General features: G+C 34.4%; 16 protein-coding genes and 1 other RNA gene. 7 read left to right on the top strand and 10 right to left on the bottom strand.

Annotated elements, in window-relative coordinates; genetic code table 11:
- Positions 1-134 precede the first annotated feature (134 nt).
- From Q0794_RS05215 to Q0794_RS05205, 3 genes are all read right to left on the bottom strand, one after another.
- On the bottom strand, positions 135-1,826 hold the full coding sequence (locus Q0794_RS05215; protein WP_298940669.1) for a GGDEF domain-containing response regulator: 1,692 nt from the start codon (positions 1,824-1,826) through the stop codon (positions 135-137).
- Positions 1,827-1,883: 57 nt separating this feature from the next.
- Entirely contained in the window at positions 1,884-2,312 is a 429-nt protein-coding gene (locus tag Q0794_RS05210; RefSeq protein ID WP_298940668.1) for a response regulator, read from the bottom strand.
- A 111-nt stretch (positions 2,313-2,423) separates the two neighbouring features.
- The gene (locus tag Q0794_RS05205; protein ID WP_298940666.1) at positions 2,424-4,208 is read right to left on the bottom strand and encodes a CHASE domain-containing protein; all 1,785 of its coding nucleotides are present in this window, start codon (positions 4,206-4,208) and stop codon (positions 2,424-2,426) included.
- Positions 4,209-5,388: 1,180 nt separating this feature from the next.
- Here Q0794_RS05205 and Q0794_RS05200 point away from each other — a divergent pair.
- The 5 genes from Q0794_RS05200 (at position 5,389) to Q0794_RS05180 (ending at position 9,148) form a co-directional block, all read left to right on the top strand.
- Positions 5,389-6,969: an EAL domain-containing protein gene (locus tag Q0794_RS05200; protein WP_298940665.1), complete on the top strand. Its 1,581-nt coding sequence runs from the start codon at positions 5,389-5,391 to the stop codon at positions 6,967-6,969.
- 254 nt (positions 6,970-7,223) lie between these two features.
- The gene (locus tag Q0794_RS05195) at positions 7,224-7,868 is read left to right on the top strand and encodes a cold shock and DUF1294 domain-containing protein (RefSeq protein WP_298940664.1); all 645 of its coding nucleotides are present in this window, start codon (positions 7,224-7,226) and stop codon (positions 7,866-7,868) included.
- A gap of 56 nt (positions 7,869-7,924) precedes the next feature.
- Entirely contained in the window at positions 7,925-8,404 is a 480-nt protein-coding gene (locus Q0794_RS05190) for a GNAT family N-acetyltransferase (RefSeq protein WP_298940663.1), read from the top strand.
- A 74-nt stretch (positions 8,405-8,478) separates the two neighbouring features.
- Complete coding sequence (locus Q0794_RS05185) at positions 8,479-8,772, top strand: SelT/SelW/SelH family protein (RefSeq protein ID WP_298940662.1); 294 nt, start codon at positions 8,479-8,481, stop codon at positions 8,770-8,772.
- Between the two features lie 40 nt (positions 8,773-8,812).
- Complete coding sequence (locus Q0794_RS05180; protein ID WP_298940661.1) at positions 8,813-9,148, top strand: antibiotic biosynthesis monooxygenase; 336 nt, start codon at positions 8,813-8,815, stop codon at positions 9,146-9,148.
- A 105-nt stretch (positions 9,149-9,253) separates the two neighbouring features.
- Here the strand turns inward: Q0794_RS05180 and Q0794_RS05175 are convergent, their stop codons facing one another.
- Entirely contained in the window at positions 9,254-9,700 is a 447-nt protein-coding gene (locus Q0794_RS05175; RefSeq protein ID WP_298940660.1) for a MarR family transcriptional regulator, read from the bottom strand.
- A 158-nt stretch (positions 9,701-9,858) separates the two neighbouring features.
- Here Q0794_RS05175 and Q0794_RS05170 point away from each other — a divergent pair, with 158 nt between their 5' ends.
- Positions 9,859-10,287: an organic hydroperoxide resistance protein gene (locus Q0794_RS05170; RefSeq protein ID WP_298940658.1), complete on the top strand. Its 429-nt coding sequence runs from the start codon at positions 9,859-9,861 to the stop codon at positions 10,285-10,287.
- A 521-nt stretch (positions 10,288-10,808) separates the two neighbouring features.
- Here Q0794_RS05170 and Q0794_RS05165 read toward each other — a convergent pair.
- The 6 genes from Q0794_RS05165 to Q0794_RS05140 form a co-directional block, all read right to left on the bottom strand.
- On the bottom strand, positions 10,809-12,887 hold the full coding sequence (locus tag Q0794_RS05165; protein WP_366522510.1) for a methyl-accepting chemotaxis protein: 2,079 nt from the start codon (positions 12,885-12,887) through the stop codon (positions 10,809-10,811).
- 417 nt (positions 12,888-13,304) lie between these two features.
- Positions 13,305-14,534: a phosphoglycerate dehydrogenase gene (gene serA, locus Q0794_RS05160; RefSeq protein WP_298940657.1), complete on the bottom strand. Its 1,230-nt coding sequence runs from the start codon at positions 14,532-14,534 to the stop codon at positions 13,305-13,307.
- A gap of 235 nt (positions 14,535-14,769) precedes the next feature.
- Positions 14,770-15,426, bottom strand: a complete 657-nt coding sequence (gene rpiA / locus Q0794_RS05155) for a ribose-5-phosphate isomerase RpiA (protein WP_298940656.1) — start codon at positions 15,424-15,426, stop codon at positions 14,770-14,772.
- A gap of 162 nt (positions 15,427-15,588) precedes the next feature.
- Positions 15,589-16,284, bottom strand: coding sequence for a 5-formyltetrahydrofolate cyclo-ligase (locus Q0794_RS05150; RefSeq protein WP_298940713.1), 696 nt, complete (start codon positions 16,282-16,284; stop codon positions 15,589-15,591).
- 151 nt (positions 16,285-16,435) lie between these two features.
- A non-coding RNA gene (gene ssrS, locus Q0794_RS05145) (6S RNA) lies at positions 16,436-16,621 on the bottom strand.
- Between the two features lie 577 nt (positions 16,622-17,198).
- The gene (locus Q0794_RS05140; protein WP_298940655.1) at positions 17,199-17,498 is read right to left on the bottom strand and encodes a cell division protein ZapA; all 300 of its coding nucleotides are present in this window, start codon (positions 17,496-17,498) and stop codon (positions 17,199-17,201) included.
- Between the two features lie 172 nt (positions 17,499-17,670).
- On the opposite strand from Q0794_RS05140, the gene Q0794_RS05135 reads away from it, so the two are divergent.
- Complete coding sequence (locus Q0794_RS05135) at positions 17,671-18,240, top strand: UPF0149 family protein (protein ID WP_298940653.1); 570 nt, start codon at positions 17,671-17,673, stop codon at positions 18,238-18,240.
- Positions 18,241-18,248 lie beyond the last annotated feature (8 nt).

The raw sequence follows: 18,248 nt of genomic DNA, 5'->3' as shown, positions 1-18,248 counted from the left end.
TGAATTTAAATACTTTAAACGATGTTCAATACGGCTATCATTTTCTACTTTTCTGATCGGGTTATGACGGCCGTGATTAATGTTATACCATTTTGTTAGTGATAACCGTGTTTCATTTAGGCTTTTTAAGCAGCTTAAAAATAACGATTTTCTAATTCATTGACTGAAAGCGGCTTATCAAAGTAATAACCTTGCATTTTATTTACACCTAGCTTTAAGCAGAGGTTGAGATCGATTTCTGTCTCAATACCCTCAGCAATAACATCTAGTTCTAAGGATTGAATCATAACCACTAAGCCGGTTAAAAAAGGTTTAGTATTATCCTTAGGTAAGGCGCTTGGCATTAGGCTTTTATCGACTTTAACCGTATTAATTGGAAAACGGTGTAGATGTGAAATAGAAGAGAAGCCCGTCCCAAAATCATCTAATGAAATTTTACATCCTAAATGACTAATGTTGTGAATCATTTTAGTGCTGTTTTCTTGTTCAACTAATAAAGCGGTTTCAGTTAATTCAAACTCAATTTGTGAGGCATCTATATGGTGCGCTATTAAGGTCGATTTTATATGCTCAATTAATCCTTCATCGGTTAATTGGATTGAGGATAAGTTGATCGACATCGTCAATGTTGAGCCTTGTTTTCCCTGCCAAGCACTCAGCTGTTTAACTGCTTCAGTTATAACCCAACGTCCGATGTCTATAATTAGTCTCGATTTTTCCGCCACGGGAATGAATATATCAGGTCGCTGGCTCAAGCCTTCGATATCAAAGCGTATCAATGCTTCAACACCGATTATTTTACCGCTTTTTGAGCTAATTACAGGTTGATAGAGTAAGTAAAAGTCATTGTTTGTTAGCGCATGTCGTAATTGATTTTCAATTAAGAAATTTTCTAAAAATATTTCTTGCATTTTAGCTTCGAAAAAACAAAATTGATTACGACCATCACTTTTAGAACGATACATCGCAATATCTGCATATTTAAAGAGTTCTTTAACGTTGGTGCTGTCGCTTGGGCATAATGCGATACCAATACTCGCTCCTGAAGAGATTATATGAGAGCCTATTTCAAAAGGTTTTTGTAGTGATTCTATTATTCTTTTAGCCACGTTGCTGGCGCTGAAAGCAGACTCTAAATTCGTGAGTGTGATGGCAAATTCATCTCCGCCTAAACGAGCAAATAGTTCACTGCCACGTAAACAACTGGTGATACGTTTTGTCACTGCAATGAGTAATTGATCGCCTATATCATGTCCGTAGTTATCATTAACAAACTTAAAGTAATCTAAATCTATTAGTAGAAGGGCGAGGTTACTCTGCTCTCTTTGTTGTTTTTTTATTTCGTGACATAAGGACTCGTCAAAGTAATAGCGGTTAGCTAAACCAGTTAGATTATCTCGTTCTGCTAGTTCTTTAGTACGTTGATGGCTGCGAAGTAGTTCTTTTTCTAAGGATGCGCGCACTTGGGCGTTAGCGATTGCTCTTTGTAATCTAAAAGCATTGATCTCCGTCTTCACTAAGAAGTCTTGCGCACCCGCATTAATGCTGCTGATTGCTAATTTATCTTCTTTTGAGGTGCTCATCATGATGACAACGGTATTTTCTTTCGCTGGCATGCTTTTTAATTCAATTAATAGCTCAATACCGTTACGTTGTGGCAAGTTATAATCGAGTAACACAACATCAAATGCGGTATGTGCTAATACTTCAAGTGCCCGATCAACCATATCAACTTGTGTAATATTACATAAAATATCGCTTCGGCTTAATGCTCTGACGATCGTTTCTCTATCGATTCTATCGTCATCAACAATGAGTATGTTCATATCACTACCATATCCTTAAATCCTAACATTGATCTATGATCATTATTATTTTAGTTTTTATTCTTCGTTTAAATGCACGATTTCAAAATAGTTTTTTAACATATTAACCAGCCCTGAAAATCTCTCTCCGGTTTCTCCTTTGACAAAGTAACCTGCGATATGTTCACCATAACTAGATGCGATATCTGATTTAGCTTTGGACGTCGTCAATACAAAAACAACTAAGTCTGATAGCAAAGGGTCTGCTCGTAATGTTTGTAAAAATTCTATTCCTCCCATTCTTGGCATTTGTAAATCAAGAATAATTACCAATGGTTGAGATACTTTTTTGTCTTTTAACAATGCTAACGCTTCGATACCGTCGTATACCCTCGTTACAGGGTTAGTAATATTTTGTTTCTTGAAGCTACGCTTAATTGTCATTGCGTCAATATCGTCATCTTCTACAAGTAACAAAGTAATTTCATTTGCATTTTTCACATTCATTAGCCTTCATTAATTACGACTTTTAATCTGGTTTTTTATCTTTGATAAGATGATTGTTTTTATCGCTAATTTTGCTGGTTATTCGTTTCATGGTGACATCGTGAAATACAATCATTCATGTTCTGGGTTGAGTGGCCATAAAATATTTATTTTAGTGCCGCGTTTCCCATCTGATATAATATTGACACTTCCATGATAATGATCAACTATTCGTTTAATCATAGCAAGACCCATGCCACTTCCTTCAACTTTGTCTCGTGACTGTAATGTTTGAAACATTTCCATTGCTTTATCATGGAATGCTTCAGGGATCCCTGGGCCATCATCTTCTAGCGATATTTGATGAAACTTATCTTTGACTGCATAGTGGATAGTGATTTGGCCTGTTTTTTTATCGTGATGTTTTATTGAGTTAGAAATTAAATTTCTTAATACGATTTCAAATGGCAGTTGTGGAATGTTTATCTCAATATTTGGGGCGATACAGTTAAAGTTATCGTTGCTCTCCAATAATGAAAGAATGTCTTCAGCTTTCTCTGCTAAATTCACTTTATCATTGGCAACGGTAGCCAAATTTAAGCGAGAATAATCTAATAGGTCATCTAGTAGTTTTAACATGCGTTTGCTTCGCTGGCGTAATAGCACTAAATGCTCTTTAGATTCATCAGGCAATATATCTTCGCAGTCTTCTTCTATCCAACTCGCTAATTGTTCGATTGCATTGAGCGGTGACTTCAGATCGTGTGATGCAACATAGGAGAACTGCTCTAAATCACTATTAGACTTTTCTAAATTAATATTAGATTTCTCTAGTTTTTTGGTTTTTTCTTTTAATTCAGTCGTCATTTTGTCGGCATATTTTAATGCTTGTCTATTGGCTTTTGATAAATATAAAAACAATACCAATAGTAGGAAGTCAATAATTAAACCGCCGATAAGAATGATTGAAGATTGGTTTAAAGTGGTATTTTGTCTAAAGCTGATGTTTGATTGAATTGAAAATATCCAAGTGCGTCCGTACATCGATACGTCAATATCTTCAGAAAAAAGTGGAGATGGATCTACCATTAAATTGTCATCACTTGCGCTGTCATCAAATAGTAAATCTGCACCATCTGATATCTGAATACTGACATATCTGTTTTCTTTCGCTAATGCTCCTTTCATTAATTTTTCCATAATAAAAGGGGCATAAGTAACACCTTCAATTAATTTTCGGCGTTGTTTTATGTTCTCGGGTTTAAGGCCATTTTTATAAAATGGCGTGTAAAATAGAAAGCCCGGCGTTTGTTTATCATCTTGTACTAAGATAATGGGAGCCGTTAATAATGCTTTACCTGAGTCTCTTGCTTTTTTGATTGATGAATAACGATTACTTTCAAAAGCGATATCTAAACCAATCGCTTGTTTGTTTGACACTAGCGGTTCAACCAATGTGATCGGCCAATATTCTGGATTGCCATGAGTTGGGTGTACTTTATAATCAGGTCTTTCTTGATGCTGTTTTTGTAAGTAGTTATCTAATTCTTCAGGTTGTACATTATGAATAATGCCAAAACCGTTTATACCTGGATAATTGATATCTATCTGCAAGCTCTTTGAGTAAGTCGCCCATTGCTGAGAAGTGATATCTGAATCGACAGCGTCTATATAAGCAACGCCCCCCCAGAGTACATTTTCATAAAGTGTAATTCGTTCTTTAACTAAGTTAACGACTTTTTCTGCTTCACGTTCAAATTGAATCTCAAGCTTCTGTGACTGTTGAAATTGAGAGTAATACCAAGCACTAAATGTTAATACAACAGAAAGTAATACGATTAGCCAATGCATTGAATTCATTTCGCCAGCACGAACTAGCTTTTCTCTTTTGTCGTTATTTTGTAACCCATCATCCATTAGGGGTCTCCAGAATATTTTTATTAAAGGTAGTAGATTAAGGCGAGTGATATTTATTCATTTGATGAAGTAAAAGGCATCACTAATAAGTATTTATGTTGTATTTATTACCTAACCTTAGTTCTGGATAAACGCAGTGGTACAACCTTGCTATTTTCCGCAGGTTTCTGCGTTAAATTATCTTTCAATAACTCATTATTACTTCATAGAACACCTTGAATTACGTAAAACTAACACCGCTGACTAGTCAAAAAAGATAACCTTATTATTTTAAATATAATTCTGTTTTCATTAACCAGAATTAAGGTTACCTAATATAAAAGCGACTCATTATTAAAACGATTGCGGGCTCTCATACTTTCTTAATTCGGCTTGTTTTTTTATATTTATTTAATTGTCTTATTTAATCTAAACAAAAACATAACTTTTCTGCGCTTTGCTATATAAAATATTGTTAATAAGCTTAGTTTAATAGTGGCAATATAACCACCTATAATGAGCTATTAGACCGCTTTTGTTTGATTAATGATTCATTTAATTTGATCTTTTTGTTGTTTGTCTTGGATTTTTATTAAGAATTGATTAATTTAGCTTAATTTAGATTCAAATAGTAAGTGCATAACTGAGTAGGTTTTCATTTTACTGTCTTTATTTATCAGTCTTTTCTAATAACCTACACTGACCTTAAACCATCAATTTTATTACATCCTCATAAAAATTATCAATCGACCACTCGTTATTGTTGTAAACTTTTATAGCTTTAGCCACGGTATTATTCTTTATATTTACCATGTTTTTTATTAGATAAAGGGGGAAATATATTCCTGTCTTATATACCTACCTTAAAAACCTATGGTTAAATTTTAGTTGAACTGAATTAACACTTTTTTCATTTATAACTAATACTTTACATTCGTAGGTTGGTTATTGTCCTTGGATTGCTAATGATTCATCTTGTTTATTGATTAAGTAATATCTAAATGATTTGGATTTTAAGCAAACAATAAGAGGTATTAGATTGATGATTTATTCCTTAGGGTGTACTTTACCTTTAACCTTTTTAATTCTGCTTTAACGTCGATTTTTTATATTTAAACTTCATCGTAAATGACGCCTTTGTATTGATAAAAGAATTATTAACCTGTCAAAAGTTTAAATAGTAATGCCTTAAGGGGATTATGTGAGCGAATTTTTTATTACGATGATTTTTGTTGGCACAGGGCTATTAATAGCCAGTTTAATGACTACATTAAACATTTGTCGAAAGAGCAACAATTCAGCCTGGTACTTTCTTTTTTACTTCATTATTCTCTTTATTGTTGGTTATGCCGGCATTCTTTATTACTTTGTTTATTTTCAGCTGGATTCAATACTTGTATCAATCGTTGCTTGCATTTTGTTTGGTGGAGGTGGATTTGTTTATTTAGTGATAAAGCTCAGTTATAACAGTTTAGTCACTATTGAACAGGCTGTGGAAGACCAGCGTTATCAAGCTGAGCACGATATTTTAACTGGCTTACCTAACCGTAAAATGTTTTTTAGATATCTTTCTCAGATTATTAATCAATCAACGCCATGTTCGGTACTGTTTCTTGATTTAAACGATTTTAAACAAGTAAATGATTCATTTGGTCATTACTGTGGCGATCAATTGTTAATTGCGACTGCCAATGCATTAAAGTTTAACCTGACTGAGCACGGCTCTTTATACCGTCTGGCTGGGGATGAGTTTGCCATACTTTCTACTTATCAAAGTGAAAAGGGATTGCAACAGTGTATTGATTTAATTACTAACTCAGTAAAATCACCATTAAAAGTCGATAAACAGTTAATTAATGTGAAGTTCAGTATTGGTGTCAGTCATTATCCACAAGATAGTGTAGATATGTATGAATTAGTTAAGCATGCTGATTTAGCGATGTATGAAGCGAAAAGATCGGGTCAGACTTTAGTTTTTTATGATGCAGAGTTAAGTAATAGAGAAAGCGAGATTTTGTTAATGGTTAACAAAATAAAGAAGGCTATTGAACAGGATGAATTCTTATTATTTTTCCAACCATTGATTTGTACTAAAAGTAATCAACAACATGGCTTAGAAGTATTGATTCGATGGCCTCAACCTGATGGTGGCTTTCTTTCCCCTAGTGATTTCATCATGGTAGCTGAGCGCAGTAGTTTGATCTTATCAGTAACTAAATGGGTGGTTATTGAAGCGATTAAAAAGTTAAAAGAGCTAAAAAATGCTGGTTTTACAGGTGCGTTACATATCAACTTGTCTGCACAAGACTTAAAAAGTAATGCATTTTATGAATATGTTGCCGAGTTGTTTAAAGAAGATCCTTCAATAAGCAAAGTAATTATTTTTGAGATAACTGAAAGCGCGATGATGACTAATATTCAGGGTGCTAAAACTATGATCACATCATTAAACGCAATGGGGTTCCAGTTTAGCATTGATGATTTTGGTACTGGTTTCTCTTCGTTATCTCTATTAAGAGAGCTTTCTATTAAGCAGATTAAAATTGATCGTTCTTTTGTCAGCGGCATGTTAACTAAAAAAGCCGATTATGCGATTGTTAAATCTATCATTTATTTAGCGAAGCAATTGGAGTGTGAAGTCATTGCCGAGGGAATAGAGGACAGAGAGACTGAACAAGCGTTAATCAATTTAGACTGTCATTACTTACAAGGTTTTTATTACAGTAAACCATTATCAATTGAAGATATTAAACATAAATATTTAAACCATAAAGCCAACTAAAATAATTGCGCTATTTATAGTAACAATATCTAGTGAGTAAATTGATTACTTATTATGCCTTTCATGATATTTATTATGGGTTTATTACTCTTTCATTTACTCATCATCACTTCCTCTTTCTCCGAACATCTATCTTCTGACATTACCTATGTAATGCCATATAAATATCAATTATGATGCTGCTTTGATTTAAGATTCAAAAGAATGACAGTTGTTGAATAAAATAAAGTGCTAATAATACATTTAGAGGAAATATGAAGTTACAAGGTAAAGTATTAAATTGGAATGATGATAAAGGTTTTGGTTTTGTTGAGCCTAATGGTGGCGGGCAGCGAGCTTTTGTGCATATTAAATCATTCAAATATGGTTCGAAAAGACCTATCAATGGCGATGTCATTATTTATGAGCTAGTGAAAGAAAGTAATAATAAATTCAAGGCGATTGAGGTTCAATTTGCTAGTGATGCAAGAGAAGCCAATAAACGAAAGAAAACCTACAATAAACGCAGCGGTAGCAGAGCAGTAACTCATATATTCACTATTGCTTTTTGTGTTGTGCTAGTTGCTTCTACTGTAATAGGCAAGCTCCCTATTATTGTTATTGGGCTTTATGTTGTAATGAGTATCATCGCCTATATTGCTTATGCTATTGATAAGTCTTCTGCTCAAAGTGGACGTTGGAGAACCAAAGAAAGTACATTACACCTTTTTGCTTTACTAGGTGGGTGGCCAGGCGCTTTTTATGCTCAACAGCGATTACGACATAAGTCGATAAAAGAAGAATTTCAAATGGGCTTTAAGGTGACTATATTTTTAAATTTAATCGCTTTAATTTGGTTATATACCAAAAGTGGCTCTGACTTTTTACGAGTGGTTGTTATGCCGTTACTAGATTTTTAGTAAAAGGTTGAATTACTTGACATTTACTAACGAGAAATTAAATTGGCTGATTTAAAATGAGGAGCGATTGGTTGAAAATTAAATTGGATGATTTATCTGGAAATGAAATATTCTCTCTTCTTCAAGAGCACCTAGAGGATATGAGGGCAACTTCACCGCCTGAAAGTGTACATGCACTTAATTTAGAAGCATTAAAAGATCCTTCTGTGCAATTTTGGACTATTTGGGATGGCCAAATATTAGCAGGATGTGGCGCTTTTAAAAAACTGGATCCAAAACATGCGGAAATAAAATCGATGAGGACATCAAGCCTTTATAAAAACCAAGGTGTTGCTTCCAAACTATTAATGCATATTATTGAGCAAGCAAAACTATCGGGTATGAATCGATTAAGTCTTGAAACGGGGGCAATGGATTACTTTGTACCTGCACATGCTTTGTATCTAAAACATGGATTTAGTTTTTGTGCTCCTTTTTCTGATTATAAAGAAGATCCTAATAGTAAATTTATGTCATTAGATTTAGTTAAGATGTAGTCTAGGAAGTTGTTTCACTCTTAACCTTTTCTATTATTAATGTGCGAAATAGACATTTGGAGTCGCTAACTATTATGAATAAAATCGAAATTAAATATTGTAAAAAATGTCGTTGGTTAATGCGTTCATCATGGATGGCTCAAGAACTATTAAGTACCTTTGAGGATGAATTAGACGAAGTGTCTTTATTACCAGGTGAGGGCGGAATATTTGAGATGTTCGCTAATGGCATACTGATTTGGTCACGTAAAGAGAAGGGCGGTTTTCCTGAAATTACTGAGCTAAAGCAATTAGTTAGAAATATTATTGCACCAGATAAAGATCTTGGATGTATTGATCGAAAAACAGCTAAAAATACGACTAAATAAAAGTGCTTAACATCAAAACCTATCATTTACTGGAGTCATTATGTCTGTTATCGCAAATACACCTCATCCCCCTTATTATGCTGTTATTTTTACTTCGACTCGCACAGAAGGGGATGATGGTTACAATCAAATGGCAGATAGAATGGCAGAGCTGGCCGAACAACAGGTAGGATTTTTAGGGATTGAATCAGCAAGAGAAAGTATCGGTATTACTGTTTCTTATTGGTCTGATTTAGATTCTATTAAAAAGTGGAAGGCTAATACCGAACATATTGAAGCTCAAAAAATGGGACGACAATCTTGGTATGATTCTTTTAAATTACGAATCTCAAAAGTAGAACGAGATTATGGTCAATTAATCGATGAAGCTAATTAATGACAATAGATACTTTTTGGAAAGTTGCTGCTTAGTTTTTCTGATATAGGTGCTCTTCTGACAATAAGTATAGGCATAAATGAATAATGGTAGCAGTTAATTATCTTACTCTTCTTCTTTTTTACTTAAATCATGGATGACTAAATCTAAAGAGTGCATTAATTGTAGCGCTTGATCTGAGTTGATACTCGTAAATTTACAGCGTATTTCATCGGGTATATTTAGTGCCTTTAATTTTAGATCTTGGCCTGTCTTTGTTAGTTGAACAAGGCGTTTTCGTTGATCTTTTTCATCTTTAACAACCGCTAGTAATAATTTTTCTACCATTTTTTTTAGAATCTGAGTCATTGCACTACCATCTATTGCCGTTGTTTCAACAAGTTCTGCAATGGTTGTTTTATCCTCCTCCCATAAAGCCATCATAACGACATATTGTGGGTAAGTTAGGTTAATCTTGGCAAGCGGTTCTCGATATGCTCGGGCAATGCTATTGGATGCCATGTACAAACGATGACACAGTTGGTGCTTTAATTTTAACTGTTCAAATGACATAGCAATTCCCTTCAAATTTTATTTTATATTCTGCTTATTGTTATTATAGAGAGGATTTTAATTTGCATGCAAAGTATTTGCAATTACTATTTATCTTCGCTATTATTATTTTGTATACAAAATAAATTTATCAATCATTACAAATTTTGGAGTTCACTATGAATGTATTACAAGAAGTCGCTTATACAGCTAAAGCAACAGCAACTGGTGGCCGTGAAGGTATCGCTAAATCTGATGATGGTCGCTTAGATGTTAAATTATCAACTCCTAAAGCTTTAGGTGGTGATGATGGACAAGGTACTAACCCAGAGCAATTATTTGGTGCTGGTTATGCTGCATGTTTCATCGGTGCTCTTAAACATGTTGCTGGTGTTGAAAAAATAGCACTTCCTAGTGATTTGTTCATTAACTCTGAAGTTTCTATCGGTCCTATCGAAGGTGGTTTTGGGATCGCTGTTAAGCTTTCTATCTCACTAGGTGATATGGATAAAGCACAAGCAGAAGCGTTAGTAGAAAAAGCTGACTTAGTTTGCCCATACTCAAATGCAACACGTGGCAACATTGCTAAAGAACTTGTTATTCTTTAATTGTTAGTCTCTAGGTTATTTTGATATTACTTGTTTAGTATTGAATAGTATTAAGTTAAATACTAAGTATTATTGGTATTTATAATAACTAAAGATTACAAATAAAAGGCCTGTAATAGCTATCTATTACAGGCCTTTTTTGTTTTAAATAAACAGATAAAAGCTGACCTAAACCTCCAACCACAGTAATTTACTGAACTATTTTATTTGTTAAAACAAGTCATCTCATTTTCGGATAGTCAAAGCAATACAGCACTGTCATTTCAAGGGCGTTCTGCACTACACTATTTTCCAATCATCTATTATTTTAATAATTTGTCTTGAATGAGACTGAATTAACTGCACTGACTATTAAAAATATAACGATTAAATTGTATTTCCATTAACCAGAATTGAGGTTAAGCATAAAAAAAGAGGCTAACTTAAATGTAAGTTAGCCTCTTTTTATTTTAATTCATGCTGCAATGATTAAGTTGAATATATCCACTTTTTTCACTGAGATTAAATGGTGGTTAGTTATATTATTCTAGTTTGAATTTTTTAACTAATGAATCTAATTGTGAGTTTGCAGAAGCAAGGTTTTGAGTACTATCAAGTGTCTCTTGTCCACTTCTTGTTAGCTCTTGTACCATTTCGCTAATATTCGTCATATTACGATTAACTTCTTCTGTTACTGCACTTTGTTCTTCTGACGCTGTTGCTATTTGTGTATTCAGATCGTTAATATGAATAATGAAATTAGTCATATTATCTAAGCTATCTGTTACGCGAGCTGTATTTTCTGCAGTACGTTGACAGCTTGATCTGGTGACATCCATAGCGACCACCGCATTCTCTGCATCGTTGCTTAGGGTCGATAGTATTTTATTTATTTCAGCTGTGCTTGTTTGAGTACGTGCAGCTAATGAGCGGACTTCATCTGCAACCACTGCAAAGCCTCGACCTTGTTCACCTGCTCGTGCTGCTTCTATCGCTGCATTCAAGGCGAGTAAGTTAGTTTGATCTGCTATTTCACCAATCACACTCAATGCTTTAATAATTTCCTGCGTATTATCATTCATTGTGTTGATACTTGCCGACGCGGAGTCAACCTCATCTACCAGTGCTATCACACTATTTGATGCTTCTGTCACAATGGTTTTAGACAAGATAGCTTCATCGTTTGCTTTTTGTGTATTGAGTGAAGTATCTGCTGCATTTTGAGCTACCGTTTCAGATGTACTACTCATTTCTGTAATGGCACTGACCACTTGATCCGTTTCACTTGCATGCGTTAATAGCGCACTATTTACTTTAATTGATTGATCATTAAGTTGTTCAGTACTTCTAGTGATATGTACCGACGCTTGGGAAATATCAAGCATCATCGATTGTAGATAGATAATAAAGTTATTCACTGAACGACTGATATCACCTAATTCATCATCATAAACAATGGCAATACGTGATGTTAAATCTGCTTCACCCGTTGATAAGGTATCGATACGCTCTTTTAATGCTAGTAAGCTTTTAACAATAGCGCTAATGATCCAAATAACGATAACAAATGACAAAATAATTAATATTGTTGAAGTAATGACCACTGAGTAAACTTGTTCACCGAAAATATCTTCAGTCACACTTGTTAAACTTTCTTGAACAGCAATAATATCACTCTCATAAGCACCGGTTACTATAGTCCAACCCCAATCTGGGAATATTTTTCGAGCATAAGCTATTTTATTTTCATATTCTTTGGTAACTGGATTTTCAAACACTATTTTGACATTTGCTTCTGTTTTGCCTTTAAGGCTTTGTACAACTAATCTTGTGCTATCTATTGTTGAACCTACAACGTCTTTTTTGGGATGGGCAAGAATTTTTCCTGTTTTGTCTTGGATCCAAAAATAGCCATTTTTCCCATATTTTGCGATGGTTACTGCATGCAGCGCTTTTTGGATATTATTCATTCTAAGTGTACTAATATACTCACCACTAGCGATCACTATATTCAAAGGCTTAAAATAAAACGAAGCCGTTATTTTATCTTCTTTTTTATTGGTATTTGGATTTACGTAAGAGTATTGACTAAAACCTATATCACCTTTTTGAGCCGCAGCGATAATGTCTCTTACATAATATTTACCATCTGAGCTGAGGCTATCTAATCCACTTGTCCCTATGTAATTTAAATCATTTCCGTAGGCGACACTGACATAAGAAGAAGCATTATAGGCAAATAGATAACGACCGTCGTTCCAATGATATTGATTTAAAAAGGCATAAATACTTATTTCTGCTTCAATTTCTGAGTGACTATTTTTATAAATGCCTTCAATCATTGTTCTGAATTCTGACATTTCTTTGGTTAAGCTTTTTTTGATATTCTCTATTTTAGATTGTTCATAATAATCAGTAATTGCAAAAGAAAGGGTATCAACCTGTCCCTCAAGTTCTTCATTAAGCTCTTTTCCTAATTGAAAACTAACATTTTCCCTTTCTTTTTCGAGAACATAGTTTTCTGTTTCTAGCAGTGAATAGAGGAAAAAAGCAGCCATAATCAATAATGGCACGCATAACGTAGTAACAAGTTTAGTTTTGATAGTGAATTTTATTGGCACAGGTATTTCCCATAATAAGTAATTTTATTTCAACTATTCAATTGTAGGTAATAAGTTCAATTAATTCTGGTATTTGTTGTGATTTATTACACTTTTATTGATCTTCAGTAAATAAGGTATTGATTATGCTTAAATATAAGAGGTGAGTTTTAATGTAGAAGGTGATTAGACATTATAATGCTGTTATTGGAGCTGTAATTACAGGGGATTTTACGATATTGATTAACTTATTATTATGCTTTGTAATCGCTTACTAATCTAAATCTGAGTCATGTAAATTAAAAAAATAAACATTGTGAATGAATAGGTTGAAGAGATTGAATAGAAAGTAAGTTAGTATTGAAGGGAAAATAAATCAAAATAAAAAAGGGACTAATAAGTCCCTTTTTTATATCTGGCATTATTCTGGCAACAAGTTTAGTTTAATAAACGAGCGCGGATTGTACCTTCAATTTCTTTTAGTTTATCTAATGCAGTATCTGCATCTTCACTATTAACATCAATAACAACATAACCAATATTTTCATTAGTTTGTAAGTATTGTGCTGCGATATTGATATCGTTATCAGCAAACGCCAAGTTGATCTTAGTTAAGATACCTGGTTGGTTGCGGTGAATATGCAATAGACGACTTGCATTTTTATGAAGTGGTAAAGAGACTTCAGGGAAGTTTTTAGATGACAATGTAGAGCCGTTATCAGAGTACTTCACTAATTTACCTGCAACTTCATAACCAATGTTTTCTTGTGCTTCTTGTGTGCTACCACCAACATGAGGAGTCAGGATAACATTGTCAAATTCACGTAATGGAGATTCAAACTCTTCATTATTAGATTTAGGCTCAGTTGGGAATACATCAACCGCTGCACCAGATAATTTTTTGTTACGTAATGCATCACATAATGCAGGAATATCAACCACCGTACCACGAGCTGCATTCATGAAAATGGCACCGTCTTTCATTTGTGCAAACTCTTTAGCGCCCATCATATTTTTTGTAGAATCAACTTCTGGTACATGTAGACTGACTACATCAGACTTTTCTAATAACTCTTTCATGGTTGCAACTTGTGTTGCGTTACCTAATGTTAATTTACTTTCGATATCGTAGAAAGAAACATTGAAGCCTAGACCTTCAGCAAGAATACCAAACTGAGTACCGATATGGCCGTAACCAATAATACCTAGATTTTTACCACGCGCTTCATATGAAGCCGTTGCTGATTTATCCCACTCACCGCGATGCGCTTTAGCATTACGCTCAGGTACACCACGTAATAATAATAATGCTTGGCCAAGTACTAGCTCTGCAACACTTCGTGTATTTGAGAAAGGTGCGTTAAAAACGGCAATACCTTTTACTTGTGCTGCTGCTAAATCAACTTGGTTAGTACCAATACAAAAACAACCAATTGCCACTAGTTTGTCTGCTGCTGCTAATACTTTTGCTGATAAGTTAGAGCGCGAGCGAATACCAATAAAATGAACATCTTTAATTTTTTCGATTAAATCATCTTCACTTAACGATGTTTTAATACTTTCGATATTGTTGTAACCAGCTTGAGTAAAAGTATCAACTGAACTCTGGTGTAAACCTTCTAAAAGAAGAATTTTGATTTTGTCTTTATTGAGTGAAAACTTAGTCATTGTATTTCCTTGAGCCTTATTTAAAGGTGGATGGACAGCAATTTTGAGAATGATTTTAGTACCTGTAAAATAGCAAAAATAGTTGTAATTGGGAATCTGAGACTGTTGTTTCTTATATTATAAATCGAAACAACTTATTACAATTTCATTGCTATTATTTACATAATGTTTGATCTATTCACTTAGTTTTATTAAATAGTAAGCAAATAGATCATAAATAGAGTGTTAACTGAGATTATTTCAGTGTTTTAACGCCATCTTCAGCGCCAACTAAAACAACATCAGCAGCACGGTTTGCAAATAAACCGTTTGTTACAACACCGACGATTGAATTTATTTGATTCTCTAGTGTTAATGGCTCAGCAATTTTTAAGTTATGCACGTCTAAAATAACATTACCGTTATCAGTGATCACACCTTCTCTGTAAACAGGGTCGCCGCCTAGTTTAACGAGTTCACGAGCTACGTAACTACGTGCCATAGGAATCACTTCAACAGGTAGAGGGAAGTCACCTAAAATATCAACATTTTTAGTGTCATCAACAATACAGATAAATTTATCTGCGACTGCTGAAACAATCTTTTCACGAGTTAACGCAGCACCGCCGCCTTTAATCATGTGATTATATGAGTTAATTTCGTCAGCTCCGTCAACATAAACACTTAACTCAGAGACTTCATTTAAATCAAATACTTCGATGCCGTATGATTTTAGTTTATCAGTTGAAGCTTCTGAACTGGATACTGCGCCTACAATGCTATTTTTTATTGTTGCTAGGGCATCAATAAAATGATTAACCGTTGAACCTGTACCAACACCAATGATGGTATCTTTTTCAACGTATTCTAAGGCTGCATAAGCGGCTGCTTTCTTCTTATCATCTTGAGTCATGACTTGTATCCTGTTGAGTGAGCGTGAGTCTTGAAAGTGGCGCGATTATACCCCTAATTACGCTGTAATTTTAAGCTCTATTTACTAAAAACCAGTAAATAATTGTGCTTATTATTTTTCATAATTTAATTGAGAGTTGAATGAAGGGGTAATTAAGAACTTTCATTCAGAAAAATGGAAATGTTGCAGAGGAGTCATTATTTCAGGTAAAGGCACATCCCACTCTTGTATTGGCAATAAATCAACACACTGACAGTTATGTGCGACTCCGATTGGATAAGGGCCTATCTTGTCAGAAAACCAAGGTGCTAATAAACGGTCGTAATAACCGCCTCCCATACCGATACGGTTTCCTTGCTGATCAAAAGCAACCAATGGAGTGAATACAATATCTAAGTTTTCGGGTGAGCAAGTGTGTAAATAAGACGTTAAACTTTTTGAAGTTGAAGTTGAAGTAGATTCATTGTCATGATCTTCATTATCAGCATCGATATGATCAACGATAATGTCGAGTCTAGGTTCTTTAATACCGTAGCGATTTTTAATCATTATCGTATTTTCTTGATAAGCTAAAAACAATAATTCACCAACGTTAGTCGGGTGGACAACGGGCAGATAAACCTGCTTTTTTTGTTGCCAGCACCATTCAATAAAGTTATGTAAATCAATTTCACCATCATGTGCAAGCGTCACTGAAATATGTTGTGCTTGTTGTACTTTAGGATGTTTAACTAAATAGGTTAGTAGTTGTGATGAAGCTTGCTGTTGTTGCTCGGGTAATAAAGCGTTGCGTGCAGCACGAACTTGTTGACGAATAGCATTTCGCTGTTGGGAAATATTATCGGGCATATTAGACATCATATTATTCGAATTGTTGGTTAAACAGGTTGTGTCAGTAACATAACAAATATGTTGTGAGTTAGCACTGCTAAATCATATTTTATGATGGGTGAGAAAGAGTTGAAGGAAAAATTAAAAATGTATAAATCTTAAGGACAAAGACTTAAAAAGATAACCCAAGGATACCGCTTTTGACTGTGACCTTGAACCCGAAGGTCAAGGTTGGCGTATTGATGTCTACCGCAGGTTTCTCGATACGAGTCGAGCTTACACAATAGCAAAGCAAAACAATTCACCAGGGTAATACTTATCGGCTCAGGGACTTAGTCAAGATTAACGAGTACCCGAGGGTTGAATAAACTGTACCTACATTTGAACAGTATTAAAAGGGTTTTTAGGAAAAAAGTTGAAGTTTGTTGCTGCTTGATTGTTTTTTAAACATGACAACAATGTTATTAGTCACAGAATTATTTCATGGGCTAAAATAACCCCTTTATGGGTCATAAATTATTACGAAATAATACAACTGCTTATATTTATTTATATTTGAAACTGAATTTTTAGGGGCTCGGAAGCGGACTTAAAATGTATTTGAGAAAATATTTTATCTGCTTTTACAACTACATTTAACATTTCTTAAAATAAAGGCTTTAATGCCAATCAGGATTAATAAATGATGAGGCCATTATTTAGATTGGTATATGCATTGGTAGGTTGGTATATGCATTGGTAGGTTGGTATATGCATTGGATAACACCGAGTCAGCCAAAGTAGTGCTTATTTGGGAGCCGGTGTTGTTTGTTAGAAAAGGGCATAAGAAAAACATTAAGGAAATGAATTAAGCTTTTAATTAAACAATTAATTAAACAATTAGTTAAACATATAGTTAAGTATTAAATTAAATATCTAGCTAAGCATGCTCATTATTAACGTTATTCTTTAATTGTTGTTTTATTCAATGCACCATTAATTGCATCTTGAAGTTGTTGAATACGTTTATTTAATTGGTCGGTTTGTTCTTGAGCTTCTGCTTTAATGGTATTTAATTGATGGCGATAATTTAATGCGGCCATTACCACTAGTTGTTCATTTCGTAACGTTCTTCCGCTACTTTTCATTTCTTTTAAATGCTCATCTACCTGAGCCACGGTACTTAATAAGTTTTCTTGCTCACCGTCAGGGCAGCCGATTTTATATTGTTGGCCTAAAATAGTTATATCAAGTTGCGCCATAATGCCCCCGTTAGTGTTACAGAATAAGGGAGTAATCAGTTTCCCTAAAAAAAATGTCATATAGTGGGCGAACTATATCGACCTAGCTATCAAGTTTCAAGTACTTACTAGCGACGAGATCCTCTGGATGATAGAATAGTGGCACTATCCTTAGTTTATTAAGAGTGTCGCTATGAGTTCTGCCGTTCTACCAAGTTTTGATAAAATTTCGCAAGCCCTTGACAGTGCTGATCTATTCACCAATGCAGCAGAAACACATGGCGTGTTATCTGGCTTTGTTTGTGGTGGCGTTGCCCTTGACGATAAAAGCTGGCAGTCATTATTTAATGATGTTGTTAATGAAGGCATGGCGCTACCACAAGCGCTGAAAAGGTTGGTTTCAAACATTTATGCTGATGTTGTTAAACAATGTACGGATGATGGTTTGGGCTTTAATTTACTTTTACCTGAAGATGACAAGCCGCTAGATGAACGAGCAGAAGCAATGGCACAGTGGGCACAAGGCTTCTTAGTGGGTTTTGGTATGGTTCAACAGGCGCTAAATCAAGCGTCGGATGATGTTCAAGAAGTGATTCGTGATATTCGTGATATTTCACAGTTATCTTTAGACTTTGAACAAGAAGATGAAGACTCAGAAATTGCTTTTACTGAAATTGTTGAGTACCTTCGTGTCAGTGCTATGTTATGTTTTAATACTTTTTCTCGTCATACACTGTTACCTGTTTCTAAGACTCTGCATTAAAAGTGAGA

Origin of the sequence: uncultured Psychromonas sp. (assembly GCF_947489755.1) — a bacterium.
In the GTDB taxonomy this organism is placed as follows: domain Bacteria; phylum Pseudomonadota; class Gammaproteobacteria; order Enterobacterales; family Psychromonadaceae; genus Psychromonas.
This window is presented reverse-complemented; position numbering and strand designations above follow the sequence as displayed.

Bases quoted from the DNA above. Each gene is read 5' to 3' on its own strand.
- Q0794_RS05215 (WP_298940669.1), bottom strand. From the start codon at position 1,826: ATGAACATACTCATTGTTGATGACGATAGAATCGATAGAGAAACGATC.
- Q0794_RS05210 (WP_298940668.1), bottom strand. From the start codon at position 2,312: ATGAATGTGAAAAATGCAAATGAAATTACTTTGTTACTTGTAGAAGAT.
- Q0794_RS05205 (WP_298940666.1), bottom strand. From the start codon at position 4,208: ATGGATGATGGGTTACAAAATAACGACAAAAGAGAAAAGCTAGTTCGT.
- Q0794_RS05195 (WP_298940664.1), top strand. From the start codon at position 7,224: ATGAAGTTACAAGGTAAAGTATTAAATTGGAATGATGATAAAGGTTTT.
- Q0794_RS05190 (WP_298940663.1), top strand. From the start codon at position 7,925: ATGAGGAGCGATTGGTTGAAAATTAAATTGGATGATTTATCTGGAAAT.
- Q0794_RS05185 (WP_298940662.1), top strand. From the start codon at position 8,479: ATGAATAAAATCGAAATTAAATATTGTAAAAAATGTCGTTGGTTAATG.
- Q0794_RS05180 (WP_298940661.1), top strand. From the start codon at position 8,813: ATGTCTGTTATCGCAAATACACCTCATCCCCCTTATTATGCTGTTATT.
- Q0794_RS05175 (WP_298940660.1), bottom strand. From the start codon at position 9,700: ATGTCATTTGAACAGTTAAAATTAAAGCACCAACTGTGTCATCGTTTG.
- Q0794_RS05170 (WP_298940658.1), top strand. From the start codon at position 9,859: ATGAATGTATTACAAGAAGTCGCTTATACAGCTAAAGCAACAGCAACT.
- serA (WP_298940657.1), bottom strand. From the start codon at position 14,534: ATGACTAAGTTTTCACTCAATAAAGACAAAATCAAAATTCTTCTTTTA.
- rpiA (WP_298940656.1), bottom strand. From the start codon at position 15,426: ATGACTCAAGATGATAAGAAGAAAGCAGCCGCTTATGCAGCCTTAGAA.
- Q0794_RS05150 (WP_298940713.1), bottom strand. From the start codon at position 16,284: ATGTCTAATATGCCCGATAATATTTCCCAACAGCGAAATGCTATTCGT.
- Q0794_RS05140 (WP_298940655.1), bottom strand. From the start codon at position 17,498: ATGGCGCAACTTGATATAACTATTTTAGGCCAACAATATAAAATCGGC.
- Q0794_RS05135 (WP_298940653.1), top strand. From the start codon at position 17,671: ATGAGTTCTGCCGTTCTACCAAGTTTTGATAAAATTTCGCAAGCCCTT.